This is a genomic window from Staphylococcus sp. TCBT05, from assembly GCF_055179755.1.
Genome location: NZ_JBUQDQ010000040.1, coordinates 1 through 25,974, shown reverse-complemented (window position 1 = coordinate 25,974; position 25,974 = coordinate 1). Strand labels below are relative to the sequence as shown.

Below are 25,974 nucleotides of genomic sequence, written 5' to 3'. Positions count from 1 at the left end.
CCGTTGTCATTACTCATTAGTCAATAAAAAATGATTGTTCATATTTATTTGGTTTATGCCAATGTGTCTTCCACATACGATTTCTATTGTTTGCAAACGTATTATAACCGAACTCTCTTAAAAATTTGGGTGTTAATCTGAGTAATATGCCCAACCATTTATATCCTGTCAGTGAAGTAATTAATGTTGCAATCGCATCTGATTTAAATTCAAATTGATCACCATTTTGCAAAATCACACTATTTTTCACATCAGCTTCTGGATAATTCTCAAATAAATGTTGCGCCGTTTCTCCTTGTAATTGCGCAAATTCATAGCGTTTCGACAGACCGTTTTGTATTAACCAAATCGCATAATTATAACAATATACACACGTTCCATCATAATAAATTATTGGCATCTATTTCACCCCTATTTGAAATTTGAAATTTCAATACCACTTGAATATTATTTCTTCATACCTCTATTATATCCTAAAACTATAATAATAAATCATAATATGATTTTCTAAGTGTTAATCTTTCATTTTGATTAGCTCCGACACAATAAAAAAACTTACCACGTCGCCATAATGTGATTAGCTCTATTTAAAACAAGCCAAATTAGGACAGTGGTAAGTTCAATTTAAATCATTCTATTTAATTTAATCGTCTTGCTTAACTTTTACAATCCTTGTATATTTCAAGAATTGCTCAGTATACTTATGTTTAATTTCGTTTAAGTCATCATATGTGATACCTACAATATGCCAATTCGGATTAAAGTGATAATATGAGTCTTTCTGTCTCGACCATTTAATCATATTACCTTCTTTATTATATCTAGGCATTGTCATTTCATAACCTTCTAACACATTAATGTATGTCTGAAAAATATCTGGATCCACACGATTAAAGTTATCAATCACTAAATAACTTTTATCTTTTCTCGGCATTAAATTAGTAATAAAGCCCTCACGATAATATAGTGCACCCGATTCATTAGGTAAATATTTACCATACAACATATCCTCTGAAAAGTCCGGATGTCCAGCAACCAATACCGGATTAGCATTTGTCTTTTGTAATAAATCTTCCGCTGCTTGTAAACCTTCCCCTTTATCGGCAACCAATAGTATAAATGGTTTCAAATCCTCACTTTGTGTATCAATAACCTGTTCATTTTTAACCATTTCAAATTGTGATTTTAAGCCGTCATTCTCACTCATTTCTATGATTGCTTCAAATTGTGTTTTTGACATACTGGCAATAGCTTGTTTGGCATTTTCTTGTAAGAAATATAGATTTTTTAATTTTGGATGTTTATTTAACGTGCCCAATGAAACAGGTTCAATTGCCTTGTCGAAATAAATTTCAATTGCCGTGCTATTCGTTCTACCCGGAATTGGCGGTTTTTCATGAATATGTCGACTTACTTCACCAACGCCTATTACAGATTGATCTTTTTTTCTATTATAAAAAACTAACTGATCTCCAATTTCTAATTGTGTGTAAAAATGATAGCCATTACGTTTAATGCCATTATATGTATGAGTGAAAATTGTGTGTGTAGACTCAGGTTCGTATTCTTCTTCTTCGGAAACAAAAAAGTATCTAGGCACTTTTGTTTCACCTTTTCCAAGACTAACAATCAAATCAAATTCATCTTTAGTAATTTGATTAAACAATGTTTCTTTCATATTGCTCATTCTAAATTCCAATTGCTCACTACGCTTTAAATAGTCTGCAGTCAATGGTTTAAGTTGCTCTTGTAATTGAAAATGCACTCTAATTTTGTTTTGCGCGCCAGTCTGCACACTAGTAATTTGACCAAAGCCTAATAAACCAGTATCCATCTGAACTTGATAAAATATAACATAGTCACCTATTTTTGCTTGTTTGAATGATCGGAAACCTTGTGAAGGACTAAATTGTGCACCTGATTCAAATAATGTGGTTTGCCCTACTAATGGTTCGTTATGATTCCAGCGATTGTATCCGCAATTCAACCAAAAATAACTCGTTTCCTCTGCCATTTAGATGCTCCTTATCTTAATTTATAAATTCTATCTTACCTATTATATGCAAAAACTGCTTATTGAACAAACATTACATTAAGTTAATTAGCTTCATTGTAATGATACTAGTTACTATGACAATGAGCCATGTAATTAAGCCTAACAAAATCGGTTTAATACCTGCTGATTTAAATTGTTTTAAGTTAACTGTTAAGCCGATTCCAGCCATAGCCATTGTTATTAAAAATACTGACAACTGTTGGAATATTTGAATCAATTGTGATGGAAAATGACATACAGTACTAATGATTGATGCGATAACAAACCAAAGGATAAACCATGGAAATATATTTTTTATGGCAACGTTTGTATGTTGCTCTTTTTCTTTTTTAATCGTGCGATAGGTAAAGTATAAAACGACCGGAATTATCATTAACGTTCGTGTAAGTTTTACTATAGCACCTGTTGCTAGTGCTTGATCACCATAACTCGAAGTTGCCGCTATAACGCTAGATGTATCATTAATTGCTGTACCTCCAAAATAACCAAACGTAACTTGATTCATCTGGAATATGTGGCCTAATGGAGGAAATATAAAGACAGCAATGATATTAAATAGAAAAATTGTCGTTATCGCAAATGCTACTTCACTCTCTTTCGCTTTGATAACAGGACTTGTTGCTGCAATTGCCGAACCACCACAAATAGATGTGCCAACACCTATTAATATACCTAAGTTTTCATTGATTTTGAATAATTTCATAAATAGAAATACAGTGAAAAAAGCTGCAAATAATGTGACAACTATAATTGGTAATGATTTCCAACCAACGCTACCTATTGACTGAAAACTAAGACTAAACCCTAATACTATAATGCTATAATGCAGTATTTTTTTACTACTAAATTGTATCCCTGCTCGATATTTTGGAGCAATCCAAAATATATTGTTAATTATTATACCAATAATAATTGCAAAAATTGCACTTCCTATAACAGGAAACTTACTACCTAATATCGTTGCTACCATCGCAATCACTAAGGTCATAATAATACCTCTAACCTTTTCCACTGTCACCATTCCTTCTAAAAACTTTTCAAAGCGATTATCACAGCATCAAAATTAATCATCATGTCTACTTCTATTATTTCAATTAAATAAATTTCAACGCAAAAAGTAATTAATGCTTTAGATTTTTAATATATTGAATAAATATTATACAGTTTCACAAAAAAAGTATCTCCTACATTAATAAATGCAAAGATACTTATCTATTAAACTATTGTGTCACTGTAAACGCACCTAACAATGGCATTAAATTAATTAAAATACCACCTAAACGCAACATGCTACTAACCTGTTTATCTCGAATTGTCACTATTGCAGCAATCATACCAATTAAACTGATAGCCATAGGAATGAAGAGACTAGGATATTGTGGTATTTTTAAGAAAATACCTGCACCAGAAATAATGCCACATATTAACGAAATATATAGATATTTATACATCACACATCTCTCCTTTCACAATAAAGTACTATAAGTAACTTATGATTAATTCAAAGTCTCCTTCAAATATTGTATCTAAGTCATCTGAAGTTAAAATGAAATTCTGACCTTGTGTCACATCAAAAACAGTTCCATCTACTATCACTTGTCCTTCGCCACCAATAACCGATACTAAGACAAATTCTCTTGGTTTCATATAATTTAAAGTTCCAGAAATTTCCCACTTAACCATAGTAAAGAAATCATTAGAAACCAACTGTGTACGTCTATGATTCTCTATTATTTCTGTATCTGTCGCAATATTGATATTTTCAGTCGATATCTCAATCACATCTTTTGCTTTGTCATGGTCTAATGTGCGTTTTGTGTCATTTTCTGTTCTATCATAATCATATATTCTATATGTAACATCCGAAGATTGCATTGTTTCATATACTAATACACCTGCACCAATGGAATGCACTGTCCCAGCTGGAATAAAATAAAATTCGCCAGGTTTAACCTTAACTTTGTTAAATGCTGAATCAAATGCAGCGTCATCAATCACATCAATCGCTTCTTCTTTATGATCAACATTTAATCCATATACAATTTCTGCGCCTTCTTCTGCAGCAATAATATACCAACATTCTGATTTACCGTATTGGCCTGCTTCCATCTCAAATGCATAAGCATCATCTGGATGTACATGAACCGATAACGATTCTGTAGCATCAACAATCTTGGTCATTAATGGAAAGTCTTTACTTGGAAAGTCTCCAAATAATTCTCTATGTTCATTCCACAGATTTGCTAATGTTTGGCCCTTGTATGGTCCATTTAAAATTTCACAGTTACCGTTGGGATGTGCAGCTATGCCCCAGGCTTCTCCTGTCTTATCACTTGGAATATCATATCCTAAGTCTCTTAATTTTGTGCCTCCCCATATTTTTTCATGGAAAATAGGCTTGAGAAATAATGCCATGACTTACACCTCCAAATTGTTCAATTTGTTTATTTATCTATCGAAATTTTTAAAATTATTTATCTATCTATGGATTAATAAAGCTTTCATTATATTGCTTACACGATTATTATTGTATCATAATTTTGCTCAAGTTATTAAAAACGTTTAATTTTTACTTCTATGTTTGTAGTCATTAATCTTTTAAATTTGAATTATCAAGTTAAATCATAACCCAAGCTTTGTTGTGACGTAACAACAGAAGAATTGCTATTTATTCAAACGGTTTCACACCACCGATTATATAATATATTAAATTTGTTAAAATTAAATTAATTTTACACTTGCTTTCTCAAACTTAGTGATAGTATAATAATCTTCGGGTTACAAAATGTATCCCATGCGCATTCTGCGTATAAGGTAGTTAAAGATTAATTATGCACTTGAATGGGTTTTAACCCCTTCAACAATATAAAATTTGCTAGGGAGTCCAAACATGGAAAGTTTGGGCTTCTTTTTTATGTAAAATTTTCAGTTTATATCCTATTAATAATGGTTAATCACATAAATGCAGCCAGTCTAAAAACTAGCTTTGAGTCACATATTGTCATCACAATCTTAAAAATCTATGAGCAACGTCTAACTTCGATACTCATAGATATAACTAATTAATATTGCTTAAAGTTTGTTAATATTGTATCCCTTACTTCTGTCAGGTGTGCCTCCATCGCCATGACTGCTTCACTGGAATCTTGTGATTTGATAGCATTGTATATGCGTACATGTTCTTCATGTAAACGATGCATTGTTTTTTGAGCACTATATATAAATATTTTACGTGTTTCTTCCATGGAATCTTGAATTAAACCTGAAATATTATTAAGTAACTCTACTAGCAAAGTATTTTTCGCAGCTTTAGCAATCGCCAAATGAAATTGAAGATCCGCTTTTTCTCCTGAAGTTCCATCTGTAACTGCCTTTCCCATGTCATCTAGTGATTGCTTTAACTGAGCCAAGTCACTGTCATTACGATTTAAAGCAGCCTTTTCCACTGTAGCACTCTCAACTATTTCTCTCAATTCTAATAGTTCTTTAATTTGCTCGATCGATGTAAACTTGTCACCTAATTCAAAAAATGTAGGCTTTACTTGCTTAATAAATGTCCCATAACCTTGTTTTAATTCGATTACACCAATTGTTCGTAAAGCATTTAAAGCTTCTCGTATAGACGCAACACTAACACCGTATATTTGAGCCAACTGTTGTATTGAGGGTAAACGATCTCCAACTTTATATTCACCTGATTTAATGCTTTCTAATATGATATCTGCAACTTGTTCGTATATTTTTGTGTTTGAAATCTTCATAATAACCTCCACACGATATGTATTATTGTATCAAATTTTAATACTTGTGAGCTCAAAATTGAATAACTTTCTCAATAAAAAAAGAGTTAATCCATAAACGGATTAACTCTCAAGAAGAACAGCTCATAATGCTAAACTCCTACTAACATATGATTTATTATGATATACACCAATATAATCACATTTGACTTAGCACTTTATGCGTTCAACCATTTGTTTATTTAACAAATTCAGCTAAAGCTGATTTAATATCTTTTTCACCACTAATGATTTGGAATTCAGTATTAATATAATCATCAGATGACACAACTTCTTTTAATACTGTTGCAACATCCTCACGTGGTATTGATCCACGTCCTTCAAAGAATGCGCCTACTTCTATTTTGTTATTACCTGCTTCGTCCAATAAACCACCAGGATGTACGATTGTATATGGCACTGAGGCTTGCTTTAAATATTCATCAGCATAATGCTTTGCAATCGTATATGGTTTCAAGCTACCACTTGCATCAAATGCCTCACGACGAGAATCATATGTTGATACCATTACATATTGTTTTACATTATTAGCTTCACTTGCTTTGATTGATTTAATTGCACCGTCTAAATCAACACTTATTGTTTTATCTGCACCAGTGCTTCCACCAGAACCAACAGAAAAAATAACTTTATCAAATCCTTTAATTTTTTCTTTGAGCGTATCAATATCATCTGCTTCTACATCGATTAATAAACTATCTACGCCTTCTGCTTTTAATGATTCTACCTGGTCTTCTTTTCTTACACCAGCTGTAAATGCTTCATCACTATCTTTAAATTGATTTACTAAGTGTTTACCTACGCCACCATTTGCTCCAATAAGTAAAATACTCATATATTCGTTACCTCCTTATTGATTTCATAATAAAAGTCTACCACTTTTATAAGAATTTAAAACTAAAACGACTCATCCCATCATTTTGACAAAAAGACAAATATATATTAATATATGAATAAATGTTCATATATTAATATGGTGAGGTGAAAGTATGACAGAATCATTTGATGAATCAACTTTAGAACATGTAACAGAAATATTTAAAGCTTTAAGTGATGCAAACCGAATTAGGATTATGCACTTATTATCTCAAGGTGATTGTAGTGTTGGCCATATCGCACACACTTTGAATTTAAGTCAATCTAATGTTTCACACCAATTACGCACATTAAAGCAAGCACATCTCGTTAAATCAAATCGTTCGGGTCAATCTATGATTTATGCCTTAGACGATACACATGTCACTACATTACTAGATCAAGCAATACATCACGCAACACATAAAGCATAGATGAAAGGTGGAAATCCAAATGTCAGATCATCATGGACATAATCATGCACACGGTCATGTACACACAAACAATAAAAAGGTCTTATTAATTAGTTTTATTATAATCGGTTTATTTATGATTATCGAAATTATAGGTGGCTTTTTCGCTAATAGTTTAGCACTCTTATCAGACGGACTACACATGTTAAGTGATTCAGTTTCACTAGGCGTCGCATTATTAGCCTTTATATATGCTGAAAAAAATGCTACCAAGTCCAAAACCTTTGGCTACAAACGGTTTGAAATTCTAGCTGCCCTATTTAATGGTGTGACATTATTTGTTATAGGGGTAGTCATTATTATTGAGGCCATTCGTAGATTCTTTGTACCAGAAAATGTCCAATCCACTGAAATGTTTATCATTAGCGTCATTGGTTTAATTGTAAATATCATCGTTGCCTCATTTATGTTTAAAGGTGGAGATACCCACGAGAATATAAATATGCGTGGTGCTTTCTTACATGTGCTAGGAGATTTATTAGGATCAGTTGGAGCAATTATTGCAGCTATATTAATATGGTCATTTGGTTGGTACGTAGCTGACCCAATAGCGAGTATTATTGTCTCACTACTCATAATTAAAAGTAGTTGGGGTATTACTAAATCTTCACTCAATATCTTGATGGAAGGTACGCCATCAAATGTAGATATCAATCAAGTGATTGCATCTATAAAAAGCGAGCCTGCTATACATGCCGTACATGATTGCCACATTTGGACTATTTCCAATGAAATGAATGCATTAAGTTGCCATGCCGTTGTTGATAATGAAATGTCCATTGCCGAAGGTGAGCAGTTATTACATCGTATTGAGCAGACACTCGAACATTTAAATATTCAGCATATGACGATTCAATTAGAAACAAGTGCACATAAACATGATGATAAAACATTATGTTCCGCAGTACTAAATACACACCATCACAGTCATCATTCACATGCGCATTAACGATATATTAATGTAACCCCATATCTTGCAATAAATTAATATTATATAAAAAAGCTGATCCAACATTTGGAGTGTATATCAAGTCACTTCAAATGGAACAGCTTTTTTAGTTTATTATCAACTTATTTAGCTTAGGACACTTACTTAGTCAATCAACTTTATAACTTTTACCGATTTGATGACAGTGTCATATCTCATTTATGTCTTTTCATTCTTTACTTTTTTAACAATTCCTTATTAAATAAATTTATCAAAAATTAAAGCTTTACCAGGTACTTGCTTTTCATCAAATCCTTTTAGAAACTCTTCGTTATCATATGGGACCTTTATTCTATCACAAGCTATTTCATTATCATCTATTGTGACAATACCATAAACTGCATATGCCCCATTATTTAGACCTACCGAACCAGGGTTAAAATAAATTGTCGACTTATCATCAAATAAATGAACTGTATGATTATGACCAAATGTAATAAGATCTGCATCTTTATCTTCAAATAACTGGGTGATATTATCCTCAGTCGGTTCAACAATTGGACTAAACGGTTGACCATCGATTGGTGTTTGTAATTTATCATTCTCAATTTCATAATGGATAAATAAAACATCCTTATGATTAATTTTTTTCTCTAAAACACGCGGCAAGTTATTCAATGCATCATAATAATCTTCATCTAGATGATTCTCAATCCATTGATGATGTTCATAAAACTTATCTTTTAAATCACTTGGATATGGCGTATCATTCACTAAAGACATGACCGCTTCATCATGATTACCAGCAATAATTTCCATGTCATCTCTTTCAAAAATAGCATCTAAAACTTTATTGGTTTCATGCCCTACACCTATATTGTCTCCTAAATTATAAATTTTAGTGATATCTCCTCGTCGATCAATATCATCTAAAACTGCTTCTAATGCATCAAAATTTCCATGAACATCAGTTATAATTGCAAATTTCATGATTTTGCCACCTTTCCTTCATACTCAATTGGATATTTTAACATTTTATTTCAATTTTGCTACCTATTAATTTTAAAATCTTCAAATTTTTGATATCGTATTCTTATCATCAAAAAGGAGTGCTTAAATTTTGTTTAAATTTCATAAACTAGCTTTACAAAATGCTAAACCACAAAATGCTAAAATTTTATTGTTTACATTAGTGAGTTTTGTAATTCTATTTGCATTGACTTATTTAACTTTGATTCCAATGCAAACATCAATATATAGCTTTGTAATGTCAATGGCAATGCAACAACCAATTGCTAAACCGTTGTTCTTGCTCATATTAACTATTTTAATTCCATTAATTGTCGTTATCTTTGTAGGTTACCCTATTATTGCTGGAACTATCTACACAATCGATAAAGCAATTAATAAAGATCAAGCTAAATTTAAAGATATCTTTGCCATGTTTAAAAAGGGTAAATACTTAAAATCAGTTAAATTATCTCTATTTACTTTATTAACTGTGGTAGTATTTATGGCTATTAATTTATTACTAGCTAAATTACTAAATTTAGGAATTGTAAGTCTATACACTGCATTACAAGGACCTATTAGTGGTGCAGACCATGCATTAGCAATTTCACTTACTTTCCAAATTATTGCAGCCACAATCGTTTTATTTATCCAATCATTTATCATTTGGTTTATGGCTATTGTTATTATCAATTTTACAGTTGCATTTATCAAGTCACCAGAAGATGGTGCATGGAAGGCAGTTAAACGTGGCTTTAAAGGTGTTAAAAACGGCCAAAAAACTTGGTTCAAATTCTTCCTTGGCATCTTACTATTAAACCTAATTGTAATTATCTTAGCAAATCCGGTTAGTCAATTAATTTCTATTGGTACAGGCGGTATTTCACAAAATATAGCTACAGTAATTGTTTATATCGTAACAATCGTTGTTATTTTAGTAAGATTGTTTATCTATTACATTAATATTTTAGCAACAATTCAATATTATAACCTTGACGGCAAAAATATTGATCCTGACGCTAAAAAGAAAGCTAAAGCGAATAAGAGCGTTACAAATGCTACAGAAAAAGCTAAATCAAGTGCCTCTGATAAAACAGATTCAGCACAAGATAAAGCTAAATCTAATGTTTCAGAACAAACAGAGTCTGTACAAGATAAAGCTAAATCAGAAGGCTCTAAACTAAAAGACAATTTTAATCAGTCAGAGAAATAACAACATGTTTTTATAACAATTTAAAACAAATCTGGATTTTTAATCCTAGAAAAGTAGCACTCAGATAATTGAATTCAATTTATCTGAGTGCTACTTTTTTTATATTTTGTATTATTGGCTCGCTTTCCTAGGGGACAGCTTCAGCCTGTAGTCTTCAGCTTGTCCTGCTCCCTCAGGAGTCTCGCCATAATACTTTTCAGTAAATATTGTTTTACATATTAATAATAAATTACATTACGAACTTCATTTTAAATTTGTGTCAGAATATATAAACTTAAATGCTAATCATTAAATGTCTAATCTTACATTTACTGACGATTTGATTTACAATATATTCGTAATATTAGCTCGCTTTCCTGGGGGACAGCTTCAGCCTGTAGTCTTCAGCTTGTCCTGTTTCCACAGGAGTCTCGCCAACATACTTTACAAAAACGTATGATTTTTACATTGAAATACTTTAGGTTGCCCGTATTAAATGTATCGTTTGTATAGGAATATAACTCAATTGGCATTACACATACTCAAATACCAAACAATCAAACATTCTAACCCTATGGTATTTACGCATCAAAACACAAAAAATAAGACACTTCGCACAATTTAATAGACATTATTAAAGTTAATCCACGAAGTGTCATATATAATATTTTCAGCATCCCTCAATAAAAAATATTTTTGTGATGCACTATAGCATTAACTTACTTATTAATAAATCATTACACATCTTTATTTTAAAAAGTGTTCTGCTAAATAGCGCGCTGCACCATTTTCCTCATTGGTATATGAAGTTACATCTTTTGTTAGAGACTGTATTTCAGGTCGCGCATTTTTCATTGCTACAGTATAATGACCAAACTCAAACATCGCTCTATCATTATCACTGTCACCAATGACTAGCGTTTCAGATTGCTCAATCCCAAAATGTTCTATCATTTCTTTGATACCTGTACCTTTATCAGTCTGATAAGCCATCGTTTCAGCATTAAAGCGAGAAGAATTTGATACACTAATTTGCAATGACACAGCATCTTTCTTTAATTGCTCTCTATAAGCAGTAATTTTATCAAAATCAGTTGAGAATAAATATATTTTAGAATAAGTAGTACTTGGTAATTCAGATGACCAATCTACCTTTTCAACTATAGATTCTTTACGTGATGTCCATTCACTTTCTCCAACCTTACCAGGTGGCGTTTCAGCATCAAATAATGATTTAGCCCAAGCCTCATCTTCTGCAAGCACAATTCTGTTACCTTCAAACGGAAATACCTCATAATAAATTGATTGCTGTTGTGCACGGCTAACAATTTCATTTACTGCATTAAACGACAAACTGTGTTTAAAGATAATTTCGTCATTTACCATGCCAAGCGTACCATTTGAACTTATAATACCATCAACTTCAAATGTTTCTGGGACTAAATAATGAATTTCATTATGCGCTCTACCAGTTGCTAAAAACACCTTAAACCCTTTACTTCTCAATTGTGCAATTACATCTGCTGTTTCAGAATCTACTCTATTATTTTTATGTAAAATAGTTCCATCCATATCTAAAAATATTGCTTTTACATTATCCATTATTTGTTTGCCTCCAACATTTAATATCGTCCTAAATTATGTCACTTTCTCTGATTTTCCGCAATCTTATCCTCATTTAAAAATAAAGAATAACGACGATTTTGTTTTATAATACTTACATTTCTATTAAAATAGTTCGATAATGTGTCACTGTTTAACACACTTTCTATGTCCCCTTGCATAAAGCGTTGACCATTCTTTAACAAGAAACCTTTTTGAATCCGTTCAGTTATTTCTTCAACGAAATGTGTGACATAAATCACTGCCAATTCTGGATGTTGTTCATAAAGTTCATCTAATGTTGATAACAAATCTTCTCTAGCTATAAAGTCTAATCCAGAAGCTGGCTCATCTAGAATTAACAATTGTGGTTCTCCCATCAATGCTCTTGCGATTAATACCTTTTGTCTTTCACCTGTAGAAAGATAACCATAATACTGATGTTCAAATTCAGTCATGCCAAGTTGTTGTAAGCTGCGTTTAGCTCTTTCAATATGTTCACTTGTCACTGATTGATAGACGCCTATAGATTTGAAAATACCACTAATCACAACGTCTAATACTATTTCGCCATCCTGGAAACGATCCATAAGACTATTTGATACAAATCCAATATTTTCACGAACAGCATCTGCAGAATAGCCTTGTTTACCAGGTTTCATATTAAATAAACTAATCTCACCTGATGTGATAGGTTCGTAGGCATTTAAAATATTTAATAGCGTTGTTTTACCCGCGCCATTCAAGCCATAGAGCATCCATTTTTCACCTTTTTGAATTTGCCAAGTTACATCTTGAATTATTTCTTTACCTTGCTTTCTTCTTGAGATTCCATTTAAGTCTATTAGCACGTTGATTAACCCCTTTTTTTAAAGTACATTGCTATAACAAACAAATTAACTATTCATCTTACTTTAATCGCTCTGTAATTTGTTCTATTGATTTCCCTTTTGCAAGTTCATCAATCAATTTATCTAAGTATCGAATTTCTTTCATTACAGATTCTTCCATATCCTCGACTTTCACTCCACAAATACGCCCAGTTATGTTACGTCTATCAGGATTTAACTCCGGTGCTTTTAAAATAAAATTTTCATAATCTGTACCGTCCTCAATAAGGTTGTCTAGATCTTGTTGACTATAACCTGTCATCCATTTTATAAGTTGATCTGCTTCACCTTTTGTTCGGCCCTTTTTTTCAACTTTATTGATTAAATGAGGATACACAAAACCAAATTCCATTGTATAAACTTTAGGTTTAGACATCATCAAATTCCTTTCACTAATCAATTATTTATTTCAATACACTAAGCATAATAAATGCACAACTTTTTAACAACGAATTGATTTCAAAAGTTGAAATAAAAGCATATAAAAAAACTGTCGATAAAGTGTAGACTCTACCGACAGTTTCTATTTACTATCATTATTCAACTGTAACTGATTTTGCTAAGTTACGTGGTTTATCAACATCTAAATCTCTGTGTAGTGCTGCATAATAAGAAATTAATTGTAATGCAACTACTGATACAAGTGGTGTCAATAATTCATGTACATGTGGGATAACATAAGTATCGCCTTCTTTATCTAAACCGTCCATTGAAATGATACAAGGATGTGCACCACGTGCTACAACTTCCTTAACATTACCACGGATTGAAAGGTTTACATTGTCTTGTGTAGCTAATGCAATGACTGGTGTTCCCTCTTCGATCAATGCAATAGTACCATGTTTTAACTCTCCACCTGCAAAGCCTTCAGCTTGAATATACGAAATTTCTTTCAATTTCAATGCGCCTTCAAGACTTACATTATAATCAATTGTACGACCAATAAAGAATGCATTTCTAGTTGTCGCTAAGAAATCTTTTGAAATTTGTTCCATAATATCTGCGTCATCAACGATTGCTTCAATTGAAGTTGTAACTTTAGCAAGTTCACGTAATAAATCAATCTCCGCTTCTCGTCCATGTTCTTTAGCTACAATTTGTGACAAGATAGATAATACAGCAATTTGAGCTGTGTATGCTTTAGTTGATGCTACTGCAATTTCAGGACCAGCATGTAACAATAATGTGTGGTTAGCTTCACGTGATAGTGTTGAGCCAACAACGTTAGTGATTGTTAATGATTTATGTCCTAATTTGTTAGTTTCAACAAGTACTGCTCTACTATCCGCAGTTTCACCTGATTGAGAGATATAGATAAATAATGGTTTTTCTGATAATAATGGCATGTTGTAAACAAACTCTGATGCTACATGCACTTCAGTAGGTACGCCTGCCCATTTTTCGATAAATTCTTTACCAACTAAACCAGCATGGTAACTTGTACCCGCAGCAATAATATAAATACGGTCTGCTTCTGCAACGTCTTTAATAATTTCTGCATCCATTTTCAAGTTTCCATCTTCATCTTGATATTCTTGAATAATACGACGCATAACTGCAGGTTGTTCGTGAATTTCCTTAAGCATATAGTGATCATATACACCCTTTTCAGCGTCAGATGCGTCAATTTGTGCTGTATATGCTTCTCTATCTTGGACATTACCTTGTTGATCTTTGATAACGACTTCATCTCGTTTAACAATTACAATTTCATGATCGTGAATCTCTTTATATTGATTTGTAACTTGTAACATAGCAATGGCATCAGATGCAATAACGTTAAAATCTTCACCTATTCCAACTAATAATGGAGATTTGTTTTTCGCAACAAAGATAGTCTCTTTATCTTCATTGTCAATTAAACCTAAAGCATATGAACCTTCTAATAATGAGATTACTTTAGAGAAAGCAGCTTCTGTTGTTAAGCCTTCATTTGAAAAATGTTCAACCAATTGCACAATCACTTCTGTATCAGTTTCAGATATAAATGATACATCTGCTAAATATTCGTTCTTTAATTCTTCATAGTTCTCGATTACACCATTATGAACCAATGTAAAACGGTTAGAACTTGAACGGTGTGGATGTGAATTTTCATAGTTAGGTACACCGTGTGTTGCCCAACGTGTATGTCCAATACCTACGTTTCCATCTGTGGATTCACTGTCAGCTACTTCTCTTAGGTCTGCTATTCTACCTTTTGATTTAAATACTGAAGTACCTTCGTCATTTGCAACAGCAACACCAGCTGAATCATAACCTCTATATTCTAATTTTTCTAATCCTTTTAATAATAATTCTTTAGCATTATCATGCCCGATATAACCTACGATTCCGCACATTTAATAATTCCTCCAATGATTAAGGCATTGGTATAAACGCTAAATATAAGTATGGTGCGTAATAAATAAATACAATTCTATAGACTAATTTTCATTAAATGGTTATAAATCACTCTAAAAAAGTACATACTTATCCCAATGACCTTTTTATAGTTTTTATTTAATTTGGCTAACTTATTAACTTTGTGCACTAGGTTACCCTAATGTTTTCCTTAATAAGTTCACGAATGAGCCACATCCGGGATAGCATCCGCCGATGGTTCGATAACTATCCTCCTCGTCTACAAGTTTCGATATCCTTATCTATTAAGATTTCTGATATAAATCTTAAATCTTCGATACAATACCTCATCACTTGCACAGGCGCTTTAAATTGATCAACTTACTTTCCTATCCTCCTTCCTTCAATACAACCTATTGTACAATGTTTAACTCATGCAATGCAAACATTAAATAAACTTTATAAATAGATTGGATTTAAATATCAAATTTTTATTATTTTAAATAAATAACCCGTAATAAATAATCATTTTCTTTGTACACATACATTTGTCACATGAGCTGTGACAAAGTTTAAATTACTTTCAGTTGTTTATATGACCTCCTCCCCCTACAATGAAGCTATACCAAATAGATAAAAAGGGGTGCAAAAATATGGCACAAGCTCAAACTGAGGAGAATAAAGGAATCGGTCGTAAGGTTCAAGCATTTGGATCATTTTTAAGTAGTATGATTATGCCGAATATCGGCGCCTTTATCGCATGGGGGTTTATTGCTGCAATATTCATTGATGGAGGCTGGTGGCCTAACAAAGATTTAAGCCAACTAGCAGGACCAATGATTACTTATTTAATTCCATTACTTATTGCTTATAGTGGTGGACGCTTGATTCACGAAATGCGTGGCGGCATTATCGCTGCTGTAGCAACGATGGGAGTAATCGTTGCACTACCAGATACGCCAATGTTATTAGGCGCTATGATAATGGGACCTTTAGTTGGTTGGTTAATGAAGAAGACAGACGAATTCATTCAGCCGAGAACACCACAAGGTTTCGAAATGTTATTTAACAACTTTTCTGCAGGTATTTTAGGCTTCATTATGACAATAATTGGCTTTAAAGTATTAGCACCAATTATGCAATTCATAATGCATATTCTTTCATTAGCTGTTGAAAGTTTAGTACATGCCCACTTATTACCTTTAGTAAGTATTATTGTCGAACCGGCTAAAATTGTATTTTTAAATAATGCAATAAATCATGGTGTGTTTACACCACTTGGTGCTGATCAAGCTGCATCAGCAGGTCAATCTATTCTATACACAATCGAATCAAATCCAGGGCCAGGTATAGGTATCCTAGTTGCTTATATGATTTTTGGTAAAGGAACTGCTAAAGCTACATCATACGGAGCTGGAATTATACATTTCTTAGGTGGTATTCATGAAATTTACTTCCCTTACGTATTGATGAGACCATTATTATTTATCGCAGTTATATTAGGCGGTATGACTGGTGTTGCAACATATTCTATGGTTGATTTCGGATTCAAGAGCCCTGCTTCACCAGGTTCATTTATTGTTTATATGTTAAATGCACCTAAAGGTGAATTCTTACAAATGGTACTTGGTGTATTATTAGCAGCACTTGTTTCATTTATCGTTGCTTCATTAATATTGAAATTCACTAAAGAACCAGAACAAGATTTAGAAGCTGCTACTGCTAAGATGGAAGCAAGTAAAGGTAAAAAATCAAGTGTAGCATCTAAATTATCAGGGAAAGAAGATAATAATACAACTGAAACTGCTACAACTTCTGCTACTGCAAGTGACAATGAACGTGAAGAATCGGAAGAGGATTTACTAGATAATTATGATACCGAAAATGTTGATGCTCATGATTATAGCAAAGTAAACCATGTCATCTTTGCTTGTGATGCTGGTATGGGTTCAAGTGCTATGGGTGCAAGTATGTTAAGAAATAAATTTAAAAAAGCAGGCATTCAAAACGTTGACGTAACCAATACTGCAATAAATCAATTACCAGGCGATGCACAACTTGTAATTACACAAAAGAAACTTACAGATAGAGCAATCAAACAAGTTCCAAGTGCAATTCATATTTCTGTAGACAACTTCTTGAATTCACCAAGATATGATGAATTATTAGAAAATTTAAAAGAAGAAGAAAAATAAATACCTTAATTGTTAAAGGCATTCAATGGAGGATATAGTTATGTTTTTAAGTACTCGTGAAAAAGAAATTATCGAAATGTTAATTAAATATCACGGTCAATATGTCAAAATTTATGACATTGCTCAACATCTAGCTGTATCCTCTCGTACTATTCATCGGGAATTAAAATCTATAGAAATATTTCTCGACACATTCGATATTAAACTTGAGCGTGTTAATAAAAAAGGTATTCAATTAGTTGCAAATCAGGAATTAATGACTCGCCTTAAAAACACTATTTTAAAACAAGACACTATTGACTTATCTCAAGAAGAACAGAAAGTAATTATTTTATATGGGCTTATTCAGGCAAAGGAACCTATTAAACAATATAGTCTGGCCCACGAAATTGGTGTATCTACTCAAACATTAGCTAAACTGTTAGATGAATTAGAACATGAATTAACACAATACCAGTTACAGTTAATTAAAAAACGTGGAGAAGGTATTCGTTTAGAAGGTCCTGAATCTAAAAAAAGAGAGTTATTAAGCCAATTAATGGTTAATAACTTAAACAGTACAAGTGTCTATTCTGTAATTGAAAATCACTTTGTTTATCAATCACTCAATGCTTCACAACTTTCTATGGTTGATATGGACAAAATTTTCCAAGTTGAACGTATTCTTATGGACCACTTGGGGCAACTTCCCTACGCATTAACTGAATCAAGTTACTTAACACTTACTGTACACGTTGTCTTAAGTATTGATCGTATGTTAAATGGAGAATATGTTGGTTTAAGTGATGATATTTACAACAATGTTAAAGATACCTTTGAACATGAAGTTGCTCAAGCATTGGCATTACACCTTGAACACATATATGGTGTTCAGTTTACCCAAGCAGAAATTACATTTATCACGATACATTTACGTGGCGCTAAACGAAAGGCATCTACTGAAGACCTCAATGATGTCAAAGATGAAACGGTTATATCCAATTTTGTAGACAGAGTTGCACTAGCATCAAAAGTAACATTTAAAGATGCTACAACTTTGACAGAAGGTTTGAAATTGCATATTATACCTGCAATAAATCGCCTTAAAGCAAATATTGAAACATATAATCCGTTAACTGAAATGATTAAACAGAAATATCCTGTGCTATTTAAAGGGGTTAGCACAGCATTACAACAAACCTGGCCTGAATTACAATTTCCAGACAGTGAAATTGCATTTATTGTATTACATTTTGGTGGTGCGATATACAGCCAACAAACAAATACACTATCTATATTAGTCGTTTGCAGTAGTGGCATTGGTACGAGTCGTTTATTAGCGACGAGACTACAACAAACATTTAGTGAAATCACCCAAACAAAACAGGCATCCGTCGGTGATTTAAGACACTTAAATACCAGTGATTTTGATGCTATTATCTCAACTGTAGATTTAGATATTACTGTACCTTATATTACAGTTAATCCATTATTACCGGATGCTGACATTAATCACGTTGCTGCATTTTTAAAATCAAATGCCAACACTAAACCAATGACTACAGAGCCCAGTTTAGTCAATGAAATTACCGATTCTACCTCAACATTGTCCTTTATAAGAAAAGGTTTAGAACTCATAGATTCAGTTTATATTGATAATAGTAACATTAACAACTGGATAAGCTATTTAAGAGAGCAAACTTTAAAACATCAAATAATTAATGATTCATCAGCATTCGTTAAGTTATTACAACAACGTAATGAAGAACAAAGTTTTGCGTTAGATCCTTATCCAATTGCAATACCACATTTAAAGAGTGATTTAATTCAAAAGCCATTTATTTTAATTTCAATATTAGAAAAACCACTATTATTTAAAAAAGATAATCATACTGTAATAGAAATTCGCTATTTAATTAATATGTTTTTACCTGCGGATGACACAGTATTATCTGAAATTATTAGTGATTTATCTAGTAAGTTAGTCGAACATTTAGACAGTTTAGACGAATTTATGCAAGAACCTGAACAAATAACTGAAATTATAAAGCAAAGCTACCTTTCAAAAATAAAAAATTTACTTAACTAGGAGAGATTAACTATGACAGAATTATTTAGTAATGAAAATATCTTTATTAACGCAACAGTAAGCAACCAAAATGAAGCAATTGAAAAAGCAGGACAAGCGTTAGTATCAAGCGGTGCTGTAACTGATGCATATATCCAAGCTATGAAAGACCGTGAACAAGTTGTTTCAACATTTATGGGTAATGGTTTAGCGATACCACATGGTACTGACGAAGCAAAGGCAAGCGTTTTACAATCAGGACTAACGCTATTACAAATTCCTGAAGGTATTGATTGGGACGGAGAAGAAGTTAAAGTAGTTGTAGGTATCGCTGGAAAAGACGGTGAGCATTTAGACTTACTTTCTAAAATTGCAATTACATTTAGTGAAGAAGAAAATGTAGAACGTATCGTGAACGCTAAGTCAGCTGAAGAAATTAAACAAGTATTCGAGGAGGCTGACGCATAATGAAAGCATTACACTTTGGCGCTGGCAATATAGGCAGAGGATTTATCGGATATATTTTAGCGGATAATAATATCAAAGTCACTTTCGCAGATGTAAATACAGAAATTATAGACGCCTTAGATAAAGCACATGCTTATGATGTTATCTTAGCAGATGAAGCACGAACAACAACACGCGTACACAATGTGGATGCAATTAATTCAGCATCCCCTAGTGATAAATTAAAACAAGCTGTATTAGAAGCAGATATTATTACTACAGCAGTTGGTGTAAATATTTTACCAATTATCGCTAAATCATTTGCTTCATTTTTAAAGGAAAAGGAAACACCAGTAAATATTGTTGCATGTGAAAATGCAATTATGGCAACAGACACTTTAAAAGAAGCAATCCTTGATATCACTGGCCCATTAGGTGACCACATTCATTTCTCAAATTCAGCCGTTGATCGAATCGTACCACTACAAAGCAATGACAACATTTTAGATGTTATGGTTGAACCATTTTACGAATGGGTTGTAGAAAAGGATACTTGGTTTGGTCCAGAATTAGAACACATCAAATATGTTGATAAACTAACACCATATATTGAAAGAAAATTATTGACTGTTAATACGGGTCATGCCTTCTTAGCTTATGCTGGTAAATATCACAACAAACCTACAGTTTTAGATGCAGTTAAAGACCAAGGTATCAAACATGATTTATATGGAACACTTGAAGAAACAAGCCAATATATCACACATCAATTTGATTTCACACCTGAAGCTCAGGCACAGTATGTTGAAAAAATTATTAAACGATTTGAAAACCCACACCTATCAGATGAAGTAACACGTGTAGGTCGCGGTACTTTAAGAAAAATAGGACCACAAGATCGTATAATTAAACCGTTAAACTATTTATATAAAAATCAATTAAAGCATGATCATTTAGTAAAAACTGCTGCGTTCTTATTGAAATATGATGATAGTAACGATAAAGAAACCGTAGAAAAAAATAACTATATTAAATCATATGGTGTTGAAGCATTTTTAAAAGAGTATGCTAAAACAGACGCTCAATTAACTGAAGAAATTGTTAAAGCATACGAATTACTTTAATAAGCAGCGTACTTATACCATCTCTTAACCAAAAAAGTACTACTAACCTGAGTAATCTATACTCATCGTTAATAGTACTTTTTTATAATTTAAAGTTTATTAATTTAATCTAAACCCATTTTCTCTTGTACAACGTCTGCAATTGTTTGTGCATAGCGTTGTGCATCTTCATCAGTGGCCGCTTCAACCATTACACGTACTAATGGCTCTGTACCAGAAGGTCTAACTAAAATTCGGCCATCGCCATTCATTTCTACTTCTACCTTAGTCATTGCTTCTTGTACATCAACATTCTCTTCAACACGATATTTATCTGTTACACGTACGTTAACTAAAGATTGTGGGTACTTTTTCATTTGCTTAGCTAATTGACTTAAGCTCTTACCAGTTAGTTTAATGACACTTGCTAATTGGACACCAGTTAACAAGCCATCACCCGTCGTATTATAATCCATCATGACGATATGTCCTGATTGTTCTCCGCCTAAATTATAATTGCCTCTTCGCATTTCTTCTACTACATAACGGTCTCCAACTTTAGTTTTATTTGATTGGATACCTTCGTTCTCTAATGCCTTGTAAAAACCTAGATTACTCATAACAGTTGAGACAATCATATTATCATTTAGTTCTTGGTTTTTCGCCATTTCTTGACCGATAATAAACATGATTTGATCGCCATCAACGATTTCGCCATTTTCATCAACAGCAATTAATCTGTCACCATCTCCATCAAAAGCTAATCCAAAGTCACACTCATCTTCTACTACTTTCTTAGCCAAGACTTCAGGGTGTGTAGAACCTACACCGTCATTAATATTATAACCGTTAGGGTTACAACCTACTGTTACAGTATCTGCTTCTAAATCTCCAAATAAATATGGCGCTAAAGAAGATGTCGAACCATTCGCACCATCAAGTGCAATCTTCATTCCATCAAAGTCTACATCTACTGTTGATTTGATATAGCTAATATACTTTTGTGCACCTTCAAAGTAATCTGAATAATGAACAATATCTTCACCAACTGGGCGAGGTAAATCCGGATTTTCTTGATCTAATAATACTTCAATTTCTTGTTCTTGATCATCAGATAATTTAAAACCGTCTGAACCGAAGAATTTAATACCATTATCTGCTACAGGATTATGAGAAGCTGATATCATAACACCTAATGCTGCTTCCATTTCACGTGTTAAATAAGCTACTCCAGGTGTTGAGATAACTCCTAAACGCATTACCTCTGCACCAATTGAAATCAAACCAGCAATAAGCGCTGACTCTAACATTTCACCTGAAACTCGAGTATCTCTACCAACTAGTACTTTAGGGTGTTTCTCTCCTTTGTTATGTGCTAATACATAGCCACCATAACGCCCTAATTTAAACGCAAGTTCTGGAGTTAATTCTTTATTTGCAACGCCCCTTACGCCGTCTGTACCAAAATATTTTGCCATCATTATATCTCCTTTATATTAGAAATCTATTTTACAGTAATATCAGCAGTTGTTTCTTGCGAACTAGCTTTAGTCACACTGTCCGGTATTTTTAATTTAATATTTTTCTTTGTAGACTCAGTAATATTATCTAAATTAATTTCTGCCTTTACAGAATTGATATCATCTAAGTCCTCTCTATTACCATATATTTCTATTTCTTTATCTTCTAAATCGATGTCATCTAACTTTAGATTATCTGGTAACTCACCAGTTGTTTGCGGTCTTACTTTAACCTTCTTGCTATAATCTGTTACCTTTACCGTTAGATTTACCTCTTTCGGTTCAATCGATACCTTTACTTTATTTAAATTTCTATCAAATGCAGTTATTGTCGCTGCATCTGTTAAATTTTTTGAAATTTTACTTTTGTTTTTATATGTTGCTTTTAAATATGCTATCTTATCGATCTGTTCTTGACCACCTGTAACCTTGACAGTATCAGGAGATACCTTTTGCGAGCTCACCTTATAATCTGAATCTAAATCACTATTACTCACATCTGGCTCAACCTTTAGGTTCTTGCTTACCTTTTTCTCAAGACTTACAGTTGCTTCCTTAGGTTTAACAGTATAATCGATATCCTCGCTTAAACCATTCACTTTAAATTGTGCAGTATGCTTCCCTGCCTTTTCACCAGTGAAATCTAGGACTGCACGAACATTCTCAGCATTCTCAGCCTTGAGCACTTGTGATTGAGGTCCTGAAATTTCAACATCAACCTTGTCAGGTACATCACTTGCATACAATGATTTATTATCATACTTAACCTGTACAGGTACCTCTTGTAGCGTATCATTTGATTTTTGTCCAAAATGATCCGCATCAAAAATATTACCGAACATGTTATTCGCAGATAAGAAAAAAACAACCGCTAAAACTAATGCAATTAATCTAAGCCCCCATTTACTTTCTAACATCTACTTCACACCTTTCTGTTGAAAGTGTGTGCCAAACCAATGTTCAGCCAATAGTTCTTCGAATGCTTCAGTCGAAATATCTTTACGCAATTTACCGTCGAAAGTAACAGATATCGAACCTGTTTCTTCAGATACAACAACAGTAAAAGCATCTGAAACCTCAGATATTCCTACAGCTGCTCTATGTCTGGTTCCTAAACTTTTCGCTATCTTTGCGCTATCAGAAAGTGGTAAATAACTTGCTGCACTTGCTATTTTATTTGCTTGTATAATCATAGCTCCATCATGTAATGGCGTATTAGGAATAAACACATTTGTGAGTAATTCCTGTGATATCTCAGAATTCATAGCAATACCTGTTTCAATATAATCTTGTAAACCTGTTTCCTTTTCAAAAACAATTAACGCCCCAATACGACGTTTAGCCATATATTGGACAGCTTTAGATACAGAGGAAATTAATTTACCTTCATCATTATTCAAGTTTGAAGAATAACGTTTGAACAAGCTTCCGCGTCCTAATTGTTCTAATGCACGTCTAATCTCTGGTTGGAATATAACAATTAGCGCTAAAACACCCCATTGAATTACTAAGTCAAACAAACGAGATGTCGCTGTTAAATTCAACATCTTACTCAACTGTTGGCCAATTACAATGACCACAATACCTTTCAATAATTGAATGGCTTTAGTACCTTTAAAAACTGTAATGAGAAGATAAAGTACATACCAAACGATGAGTAAGTCGAGTACGCCGGCTATAATTTTTACTGTACTCCAGTTATCAAAAAAATTGGAAAAATCCATAACATCTCCTCCGGTATTCTGTTCCCATGGTATTATTATACCAATCTATAGCTAACCTGTCATATGAAGTATATATTTTTTACAATTAAAAAAGCTGATATAGCTTTACACTTTATCAGCTTAAAATATATTTATAATAACGTTTCACCAAAGAAGCTACCAAGTAAACTCACTGCTTGTTCAGCTGTATGATTATTCTGATCTATCAGTGGATTAACTTCTACAACATCCATTGATGTAATTAATTTGGAATTATGTAATAATTCTAATGCAAAATGACTCTCTCTATAAGTTAAACCACCTAATACTCTTGTTCCAGTACCCGGTGTTTCAATTGGATCTAGGCCATCAACATCTAAAGATAAATGAATACCATCCGTTTTATCTTTTAAATAAGCAATAGATTCGTCAATTACTTGCTTAATACCAATACGATCAATATCAGCCATTGTATAGGTTTGGATATTGTTGTCTTTAATATATTGTCTTTCACCAATATCTAAATCCCTCATACCAATTAGCACAATATTTTCTGGTTTAACTTTAGGTTTATTTCCTCCAACTTCAACTAACGACTTATCACCATCACCCGCTAAAATACGTAATGGCATACCGTGTACATTACCAGACGGTGATTCATCAGGTACATTCAAATCACCATGTGCATCATACCAAATAACACCTAGATTATCATAATGCTGACTTACACCAGAAATTGAGCCAATTGCAATTGAATGGTCTCCTCCCAATATAAGTGGGAAATGGTTTTCACTAATACTATTAGAAACAGCATTACATAAATTTTGTGAAACAATTTCAATTTCTTCTAAATTACGCAATCCATTCTGTTCAGAATTGAATTTTTCCAAATTCAAAGCTGGAACAGTTATATTACCTCTGTCATTTACCGTTAGACCTATCGCTTTTATTCTTTCAACTAAACCAGCATAACGTATTGCATCAGGTCCAAAATCGACACCTAACTTTCTTTGTCCAAATGTAGATGGTGCTCCAATAATATCTATAACTTGATTTGTCATTAATAAAAACCCCTTTGTCATCGTGTGATACTAGAATAAGGTAAAGAGAATTAACTTTCAAGTCAATATAATAAAGGTTTTTTTATATAAATTAAGCATTTTACATATACAATCAAAAAAATGGTTTATCATACATTTTATAGTAATAAAACAGCCACTTTAAGGATTAAAAATCATAATTATAAATATTAGTTTTTTAAAAATAAATTTATTAGAACAAATAAAAAAGCACTTCTCCGAAGAGAAATGCTTATCTAAGTGAGCCATAGAGGATTCGAACCTCTGACCCTCTGATTAAAAGTCAGATGCTCTACCAACTGAGCTAATGGCTCTAATGGCTGGGCTAGCTGGATTCGAACCAGCGCGTGACGGAGTCAAAGTCCGTTGCCTTACCGCTTGGCTATAGCCCATTAATGGTGGAGGGGGGCAGATTCGAACTGCCGAACCCGAAGGAGCGGATTTACAGTCCGCCGCGTTTAGCCACTTCGCTACCCCTCCGCATATTCAATTAAATGGTGGAGGATGACGGGTTCGAACCGCCGACCCTCTGCTTGTAAGGCAGATGCTCTCCCAACTGAGCTAATCCTCCGTATGTAATGACCCCGACGGGACTCGAACCCGTGTTACCGCCGTGAAAGGGCGGTGTCTTAACCGCTTGACCACGGGGCCATATGGCTCCACAGGTAGGACTCGAACCTACGACCGATCGGTTAACAGCCGATAGCTCTACCACTGAGCTACTGTGGAA

23 protein-coding genes and 6 tRNA genes are annotated in these 25,974 nt (G+C 33.1%); 7 read left to right on the top strand and 22 right to left on the bottom strand.

The features are described 5' to 3' along the window. Positions 1-16: 16 nt before the first annotated feature. From ACY191_RS13835 to ACY191_RS13805, 7 genes are all read right to left on the bottom strand, one after another. Positions 17-400: a thiol-disulfide oxidoreductase DCC family protein gene (locus ACY191_RS13835; RefSeq protein ID WP_042739472.1), complete on the bottom strand. Its 384-nt coding sequence runs from the start codon at positions 398-400 to the stop codon at positions 17-19. A gap of 243 nt (positions 401-643) precedes the next feature. Further along, positions 644-2,014: an EVE domain-containing protein gene (locus ACY191_RS13830; protein WP_042739471.1), complete on the bottom strand. Its 1,371-nt coding sequence runs from the start codon at positions 2,012-2,014 to the stop codon at positions 644-646. 73 nt (positions 2,015-2,087) lie between these two features. Beyond that, positions 2,088-3,068 (bottom strand): YeiH family protein, encoded by a 981-nt coding sequence (locus ACY191_RS13825; protein WP_229366900.1) that lies wholly within the window; start codon positions 3,066-3,068, stop codon positions 2,088-2,090. Positions 3,069-3,276: 208 nt separating this feature from the next. Continuing rightward, positions 3,277-3,507 carry a hypothetical protein gene (locus tag ACY191_RS13820; RefSeq protein ID WP_042739469.1) on the bottom strand — a complete coding sequence of 77 codons (231 nt, stop codon included), beginning with the start codon at positions 3,505-3,507 and terminating at the stop codon, positions 3,277-3,279. A 28-nt stretch (positions 3,508-3,535) separates the two neighbouring features. Beyond that, positions 3,536-4,471: a type I phosphomannose isomerase catalytic subunit gene (locus ACY191_RS13815; RefSeq protein ID WP_042739468.1), complete on the bottom strand. Its 936-nt coding sequence runs from the start codon at positions 4,469-4,471 to the stop codon at positions 3,536-3,538. A 647-nt stretch (positions 4,472-5,118) separates the two neighbouring features. Then, the gene (locus ACY191_RS13810; protein ID WP_042739467.1) at positions 5,119-5,817 is read right to left on the bottom strand and encodes a FadR/GntR family transcriptional regulator; all 699 of its coding nucleotides are present in this window, start codon (positions 5,815-5,817) and stop codon (positions 5,119-5,121) included. A 217-nt stretch (positions 5,818-6,034) separates the two neighbouring features. Then, entirely contained in the window at positions 6,035-6,691 is a 657-nt protein-coding gene (locus ACY191_RS13805; protein WP_042739466.1) for an SDR family oxidoreductase, read from the bottom strand. Positions 6,692-6,845: 154 nt separating this feature from the next. Here ACY191_RS13805 and ACY191_RS13800 point away from each other — a divergent pair, with 154 nt between their 5' ends. Beyond that, positions 6,846-7,145 (top strand): ArsR/SmtB family transcription factor, encoded by a 300-nt coding sequence (locus ACY191_RS13800; RefSeq protein ID WP_042739465.1) that lies wholly within the window; start codon positions 6,846-6,848, stop codon positions 7,143-7,145. Positions 7,146-7,164: 19 nt separating this feature from the next. Beyond that, a complete protein-coding gene (gene czrB / locus ACY191_RS13795) occupies positions 7,165-8,133 on the top strand; it encodes a CDF family zinc efflux transporter CzrB (RefSeq protein WP_042739464.1) in 969 nt (322 codons plus the stop codon). 237 nt (positions 8,134-8,370) lie between these two features. On the opposite strand, the gene ACY191_RS13790 is transcribed toward czrB, so the two are convergent. Beyond that, a complete protein-coding gene (locus ACY191_RS13790) occupies positions 8,371-9,102 on the bottom strand; it encodes a metallophosphoesterase family protein (protein ID WP_042739463.1) in 732 nt (243 codons plus the stop codon). Between the two features lie 130 nt (positions 9,103-9,232). Between ACY191_RS13790 and ACY191_RS13785 the strand changes: the two genes are divergently transcribed. Further along, a complete protein-coding gene (locus tag ACY191_RS13785) occupies positions 9,233-10,336 on the top strand; it encodes a hypothetical protein (protein WP_229366901.1) in 1,104 nt (367 codons plus the stop codon). A 726-nt stretch (positions 10,337-11,062) separates the two neighbouring features. On the opposite strand, the gene ACY191_RS13780 is transcribed toward ACY191_RS13785, so the two are convergent. From ACY191_RS13780 to glmS, 4 genes are all read right to left on the bottom strand, one after another. Next, a complete protein-coding gene (locus tag ACY191_RS13780; protein ID WP_229366902.1) occupies positions 11,063-11,917 on the bottom strand; it encodes an HAD family hydrolase in 855 nt (284 codons plus the stop codon). Positions 11,918-11,958: 41 nt separating this feature from the next. Then, positions 11,959-12,768 carry an ABC transporter ATP-binding protein gene (locus ACY191_RS13775; protein WP_232165302.1) on the bottom strand — a complete coding sequence of 270 codons (810 nt, stop codon included), beginning with the start codon at positions 12,766-12,768 and terminating at the stop codon, positions 11,959-11,961. Positions 12,769-12,826: 58 nt separating this feature from the next. Beyond that, positions 12,827-13,183 carry a DUF2200 domain-containing protein gene (locus tag ACY191_RS13770; RefSeq protein ID WP_107512925.1) on the bottom strand — a complete coding sequence of 119 codons (357 nt, stop codon included), beginning with the start codon at positions 13,181-13,183 and terminating at the stop codon, positions 12,827-12,829. Between the two features lie 160 nt (positions 13,184-13,343). Continuing rightward, on the bottom strand, positions 13,344-15,149 hold the full coding sequence (glmS, locus tag ACY191_RS13765; protein ID WP_229366904.1) for a glutamine--fructose-6-phosphate transaminase (isomerizing): 1,806 nt from the start codon (positions 15,147-15,149) through the stop codon (positions 13,344-13,346). Between the two features lie 654 nt (positions 15,150-15,803). Here glmS and ACY191_RS13760 point away from each other — a divergent pair. Genes ACY191_RS13760 through ACY191_RS13745 form a run of 4 tightly spaced genes read left to right on the top strand, consistent with a single transcriptional unit; the run spans position 15,804 to position 20,963 of the window. Next, entirely contained in the window at positions 15,804-17,345 is a 1,542-nt protein-coding gene (locus tag ACY191_RS13760; RefSeq protein ID WP_229366905.1) for a PTS mannitol transporter subunit IICB, read from the top strand. 40 nt (positions 17,346-17,385) lie between these two features. Further along, positions 17,386-19,413: a BglG family transcription antiterminator gene (locus tag ACY191_RS13755; RefSeq protein ID WP_042739456.1), complete on the top strand. Its 2,028-nt coding sequence runs from the start codon at positions 17,386-17,388 to the stop codon at positions 19,411-19,413. A gap of 12 nt (positions 19,414-19,425) precedes the next feature. After that, positions 19,426-19,860, top strand: a complete 435-nt coding sequence (locus ACY191_RS13750) for a PTS sugar transporter subunit IIA (RefSeq protein WP_042739455.1) — start codon at positions 19,426-19,428, stop codon at positions 19,858-19,860. Then, entirely contained in the window at positions 19,860-20,963 is a 1,104-nt protein-coding gene (locus ACY191_RS13745; RefSeq protein ID WP_229366906.1) for a mannitol-1-phosphate 5-dehydrogenase, read from the top strand. The genes ACY191_RS13750 and ACY191_RS13745 overlap by 1 nt, the downstream gene beginning before the upstream one ends. Positions 20,964-21,067: 104 nt before the next feature. On the opposite strand, the gene glmM is transcribed toward ACY191_RS13745, so the two are convergent. From glmM to ACY191_RS13695, 10 genes are all read right to left on the bottom strand, one after another. Beyond that, positions 21,068-22,420, bottom strand: a complete 1,353-nt coding sequence (glmM, locus tag ACY191_RS13740) for a phosphoglucosamine mutase (RefSeq protein ID WP_229366907.1) — start codon at positions 22,418-22,420, stop codon at positions 21,068-21,070. Between the two features lie 26 nt (positions 22,421-22,446). Next, positions 22,447-23,379: a CdaR family protein gene (locus tag ACY191_RS13735; RefSeq protein WP_042739452.1), complete on the bottom strand. Its 933-nt coding sequence runs from the start codon at positions 23,377-23,379 to the stop codon at positions 22,447-22,449. Beyond that, a complete protein-coding gene (gene cdaA, locus ACY191_RS13730; protein ID WP_042739451.1) occupies positions 23,380-24,186 on the bottom strand; it encodes a diadenylate cyclase CdaA in 807 nt (268 codons plus the stop codon). A 131-nt stretch (positions 24,187-24,317) separates the two neighbouring features. Next, entirely contained in the window at positions 24,318-25,226 is a 909-nt protein-coding gene (gene rocF, locus ACY191_RS13725) for an arginase (protein WP_229366908.1), read from the bottom strand. A gap of 259 nt (positions 25,227-25,485) precedes the next feature. Then, positions 25,486-25,558 (bottom strand) — tRNA-Lys (locus ACY191_RS13720). A 3-nt stretch (positions 25,559-25,561) separates the two neighbouring features. After that, positions 25,562-25,636 (bottom strand) — tRNA-Gln (locus ACY191_RS13715). Positions 25,637-25,640: 4 nt separating this feature from the next. Further along, a tRNA-Tyr gene (locus tag ACY191_RS13710) sits at positions 25,641-25,724 on the bottom strand. Between the two features lie 15 nt (positions 25,725-25,739). Then, a tRNA-Val gene (locus tag ACY191_RS13705) sits at positions 25,740-25,815 on the bottom strand. Between the two features lie 8 nt (positions 25,816-25,823). Next, a tRNA-Glu gene (locus ACY191_RS13700) sits at positions 25,824-25,895 on the bottom strand. A 3-nt stretch (positions 25,896-25,898) separates the two neighbouring features. Beyond that, positions 25,899-25,973 (bottom strand) — tRNA-Asn (locus ACY191_RS13695). Position 25,974 lies beyond the last annotated feature (1 nt).

Excerpts from the sequence above, each read along its gene's own strand:
- ACY191_RS13835 (WP_042739472.1), bottom strand. The coding sequence starts at position 400 with ATGCCAATAATTTATTATGATGGAACGTGTGTATATTGTTATAATTAT.
- ACY191_RS13830 (WP_042739471.1), bottom strand. The coding sequence starts at position 2,014 with ATGGCAGAGGAAACGAGTTATTTTTGGTTGAATTGCGGATACAATCGC.
- ACY191_RS13820 (WP_042739469.1), bottom strand. The coding sequence starts at position 3,507 with ATGTATAAATATCTATATATTTCGTTAATATGTGGCATTATTTCTGGT.
- ACY191_RS13815 (WP_042739468.1), bottom strand. The coding sequence starts at position 4,471 with ATGGCATTATTTCTCAAGCCTATTTTCCATGAAAAAATATGGGGAGGC.
- ACY191_RS13810 (WP_042739467.1), bottom strand. The coding sequence starts at position 5,817 with ATGAAGATTTCAAACACAAAAATATACGAACAAGTTGCAGATATCATA.
- ACY191_RS13805 (WP_042739466.1), bottom strand. The coding sequence starts at position 6,691 with ATGAGTATTTTACTTATTGGAGCAAATGGTGGCGTAGGTAAACACTTA.
- ACY191_RS13800 (WP_042739465.1), top strand. The coding sequence starts at position 6,846 with ATGACAGAATCATTTGATGAATCAACTTTAGAACATGTAACAGAAATA.
- czrB (WP_042739464.1), top strand. The coding sequence starts at position 7,165 with ATGTCAGATCATCATGGACATAATCATGCACACGGTCATGTACACACA.
- ACY191_RS13790 (WP_042739463.1), bottom strand. The coding sequence starts at position 9,102 with ATGAAATTTGCAATTATAACTGATGTTCATGGAAATTTTGATGCATTA.
- ACY191_RS13780 (WP_229366902.1), bottom strand. The coding sequence starts at position 11,917 with ATGGATAATGTAAAAGCAATATTTTTAGATATGGATGGAACTATTTTA.
- ACY191_RS13770 (WP_107512925.1), bottom strand. The coding sequence starts at position 13,183 with ATGTCTAAACCTAAAGTTTATACAATGGAATTTGGTTTTGTGTATCCT.
- glmS (WP_229366904.1), bottom strand. The coding sequence starts at position 15,149 with ATGTGCGGAATCGTAGGTTATATCGGGCATGATAATGCTAAAGAATTA.
- ACY191_RS13760 (WP_229366905.1), top strand. The coding sequence starts at position 15,804 with ATGGCACAAGCTCAAACTGAGGAGAATAAAGGAATCGGTCGTAAGGTT.
- ACY191_RS13755 (WP_042739456.1), top strand. The coding sequence starts at position 17,386 with ATGTTTTTAAGTACTCGTGAAAAAGAAATTATCGAAATGTTAATTAAA.
- ACY191_RS13750 (WP_042739455.1), top strand. The coding sequence starts at position 19,426 with ATGACAGAATTATTTAGTAATGAAAATATCTTTATTAACGCAACAGTA.
- ACY191_RS13745 (WP_229366906.1), top strand. The coding sequence starts at position 19,860 with ATGAAAGCATTACACTTTGGCGCTGGCAATATAGGCAGAGGATTTATC.
- glmM (WP_229366907.1), bottom strand. The coding sequence starts at position 22,420 with ATGGCAAAATATTTTGGTACAGACGGCGTAAGGGGCGTTGCAAATAAA.
- ACY191_RS13735 (WP_042739452.1), bottom strand. The coding sequence starts at position 23,379 with ATGTTAGAAAGTAAATGGGGGCTTAGATTAATTGCATTAGTTTTAGCG.
- cdaA (WP_042739451.1), bottom strand. The coding sequence starts at position 24,186 with ATGGATTTTTCCAATTTTTTTGATAACTGGAGTACAGTAAAAATTATA.
- rocF (WP_229366908.1), bottom strand. The coding sequence starts at position 25,226 with ATGACAAATCAAGTTATAGATATTATTGGAGCACCATCTACATTTGGA.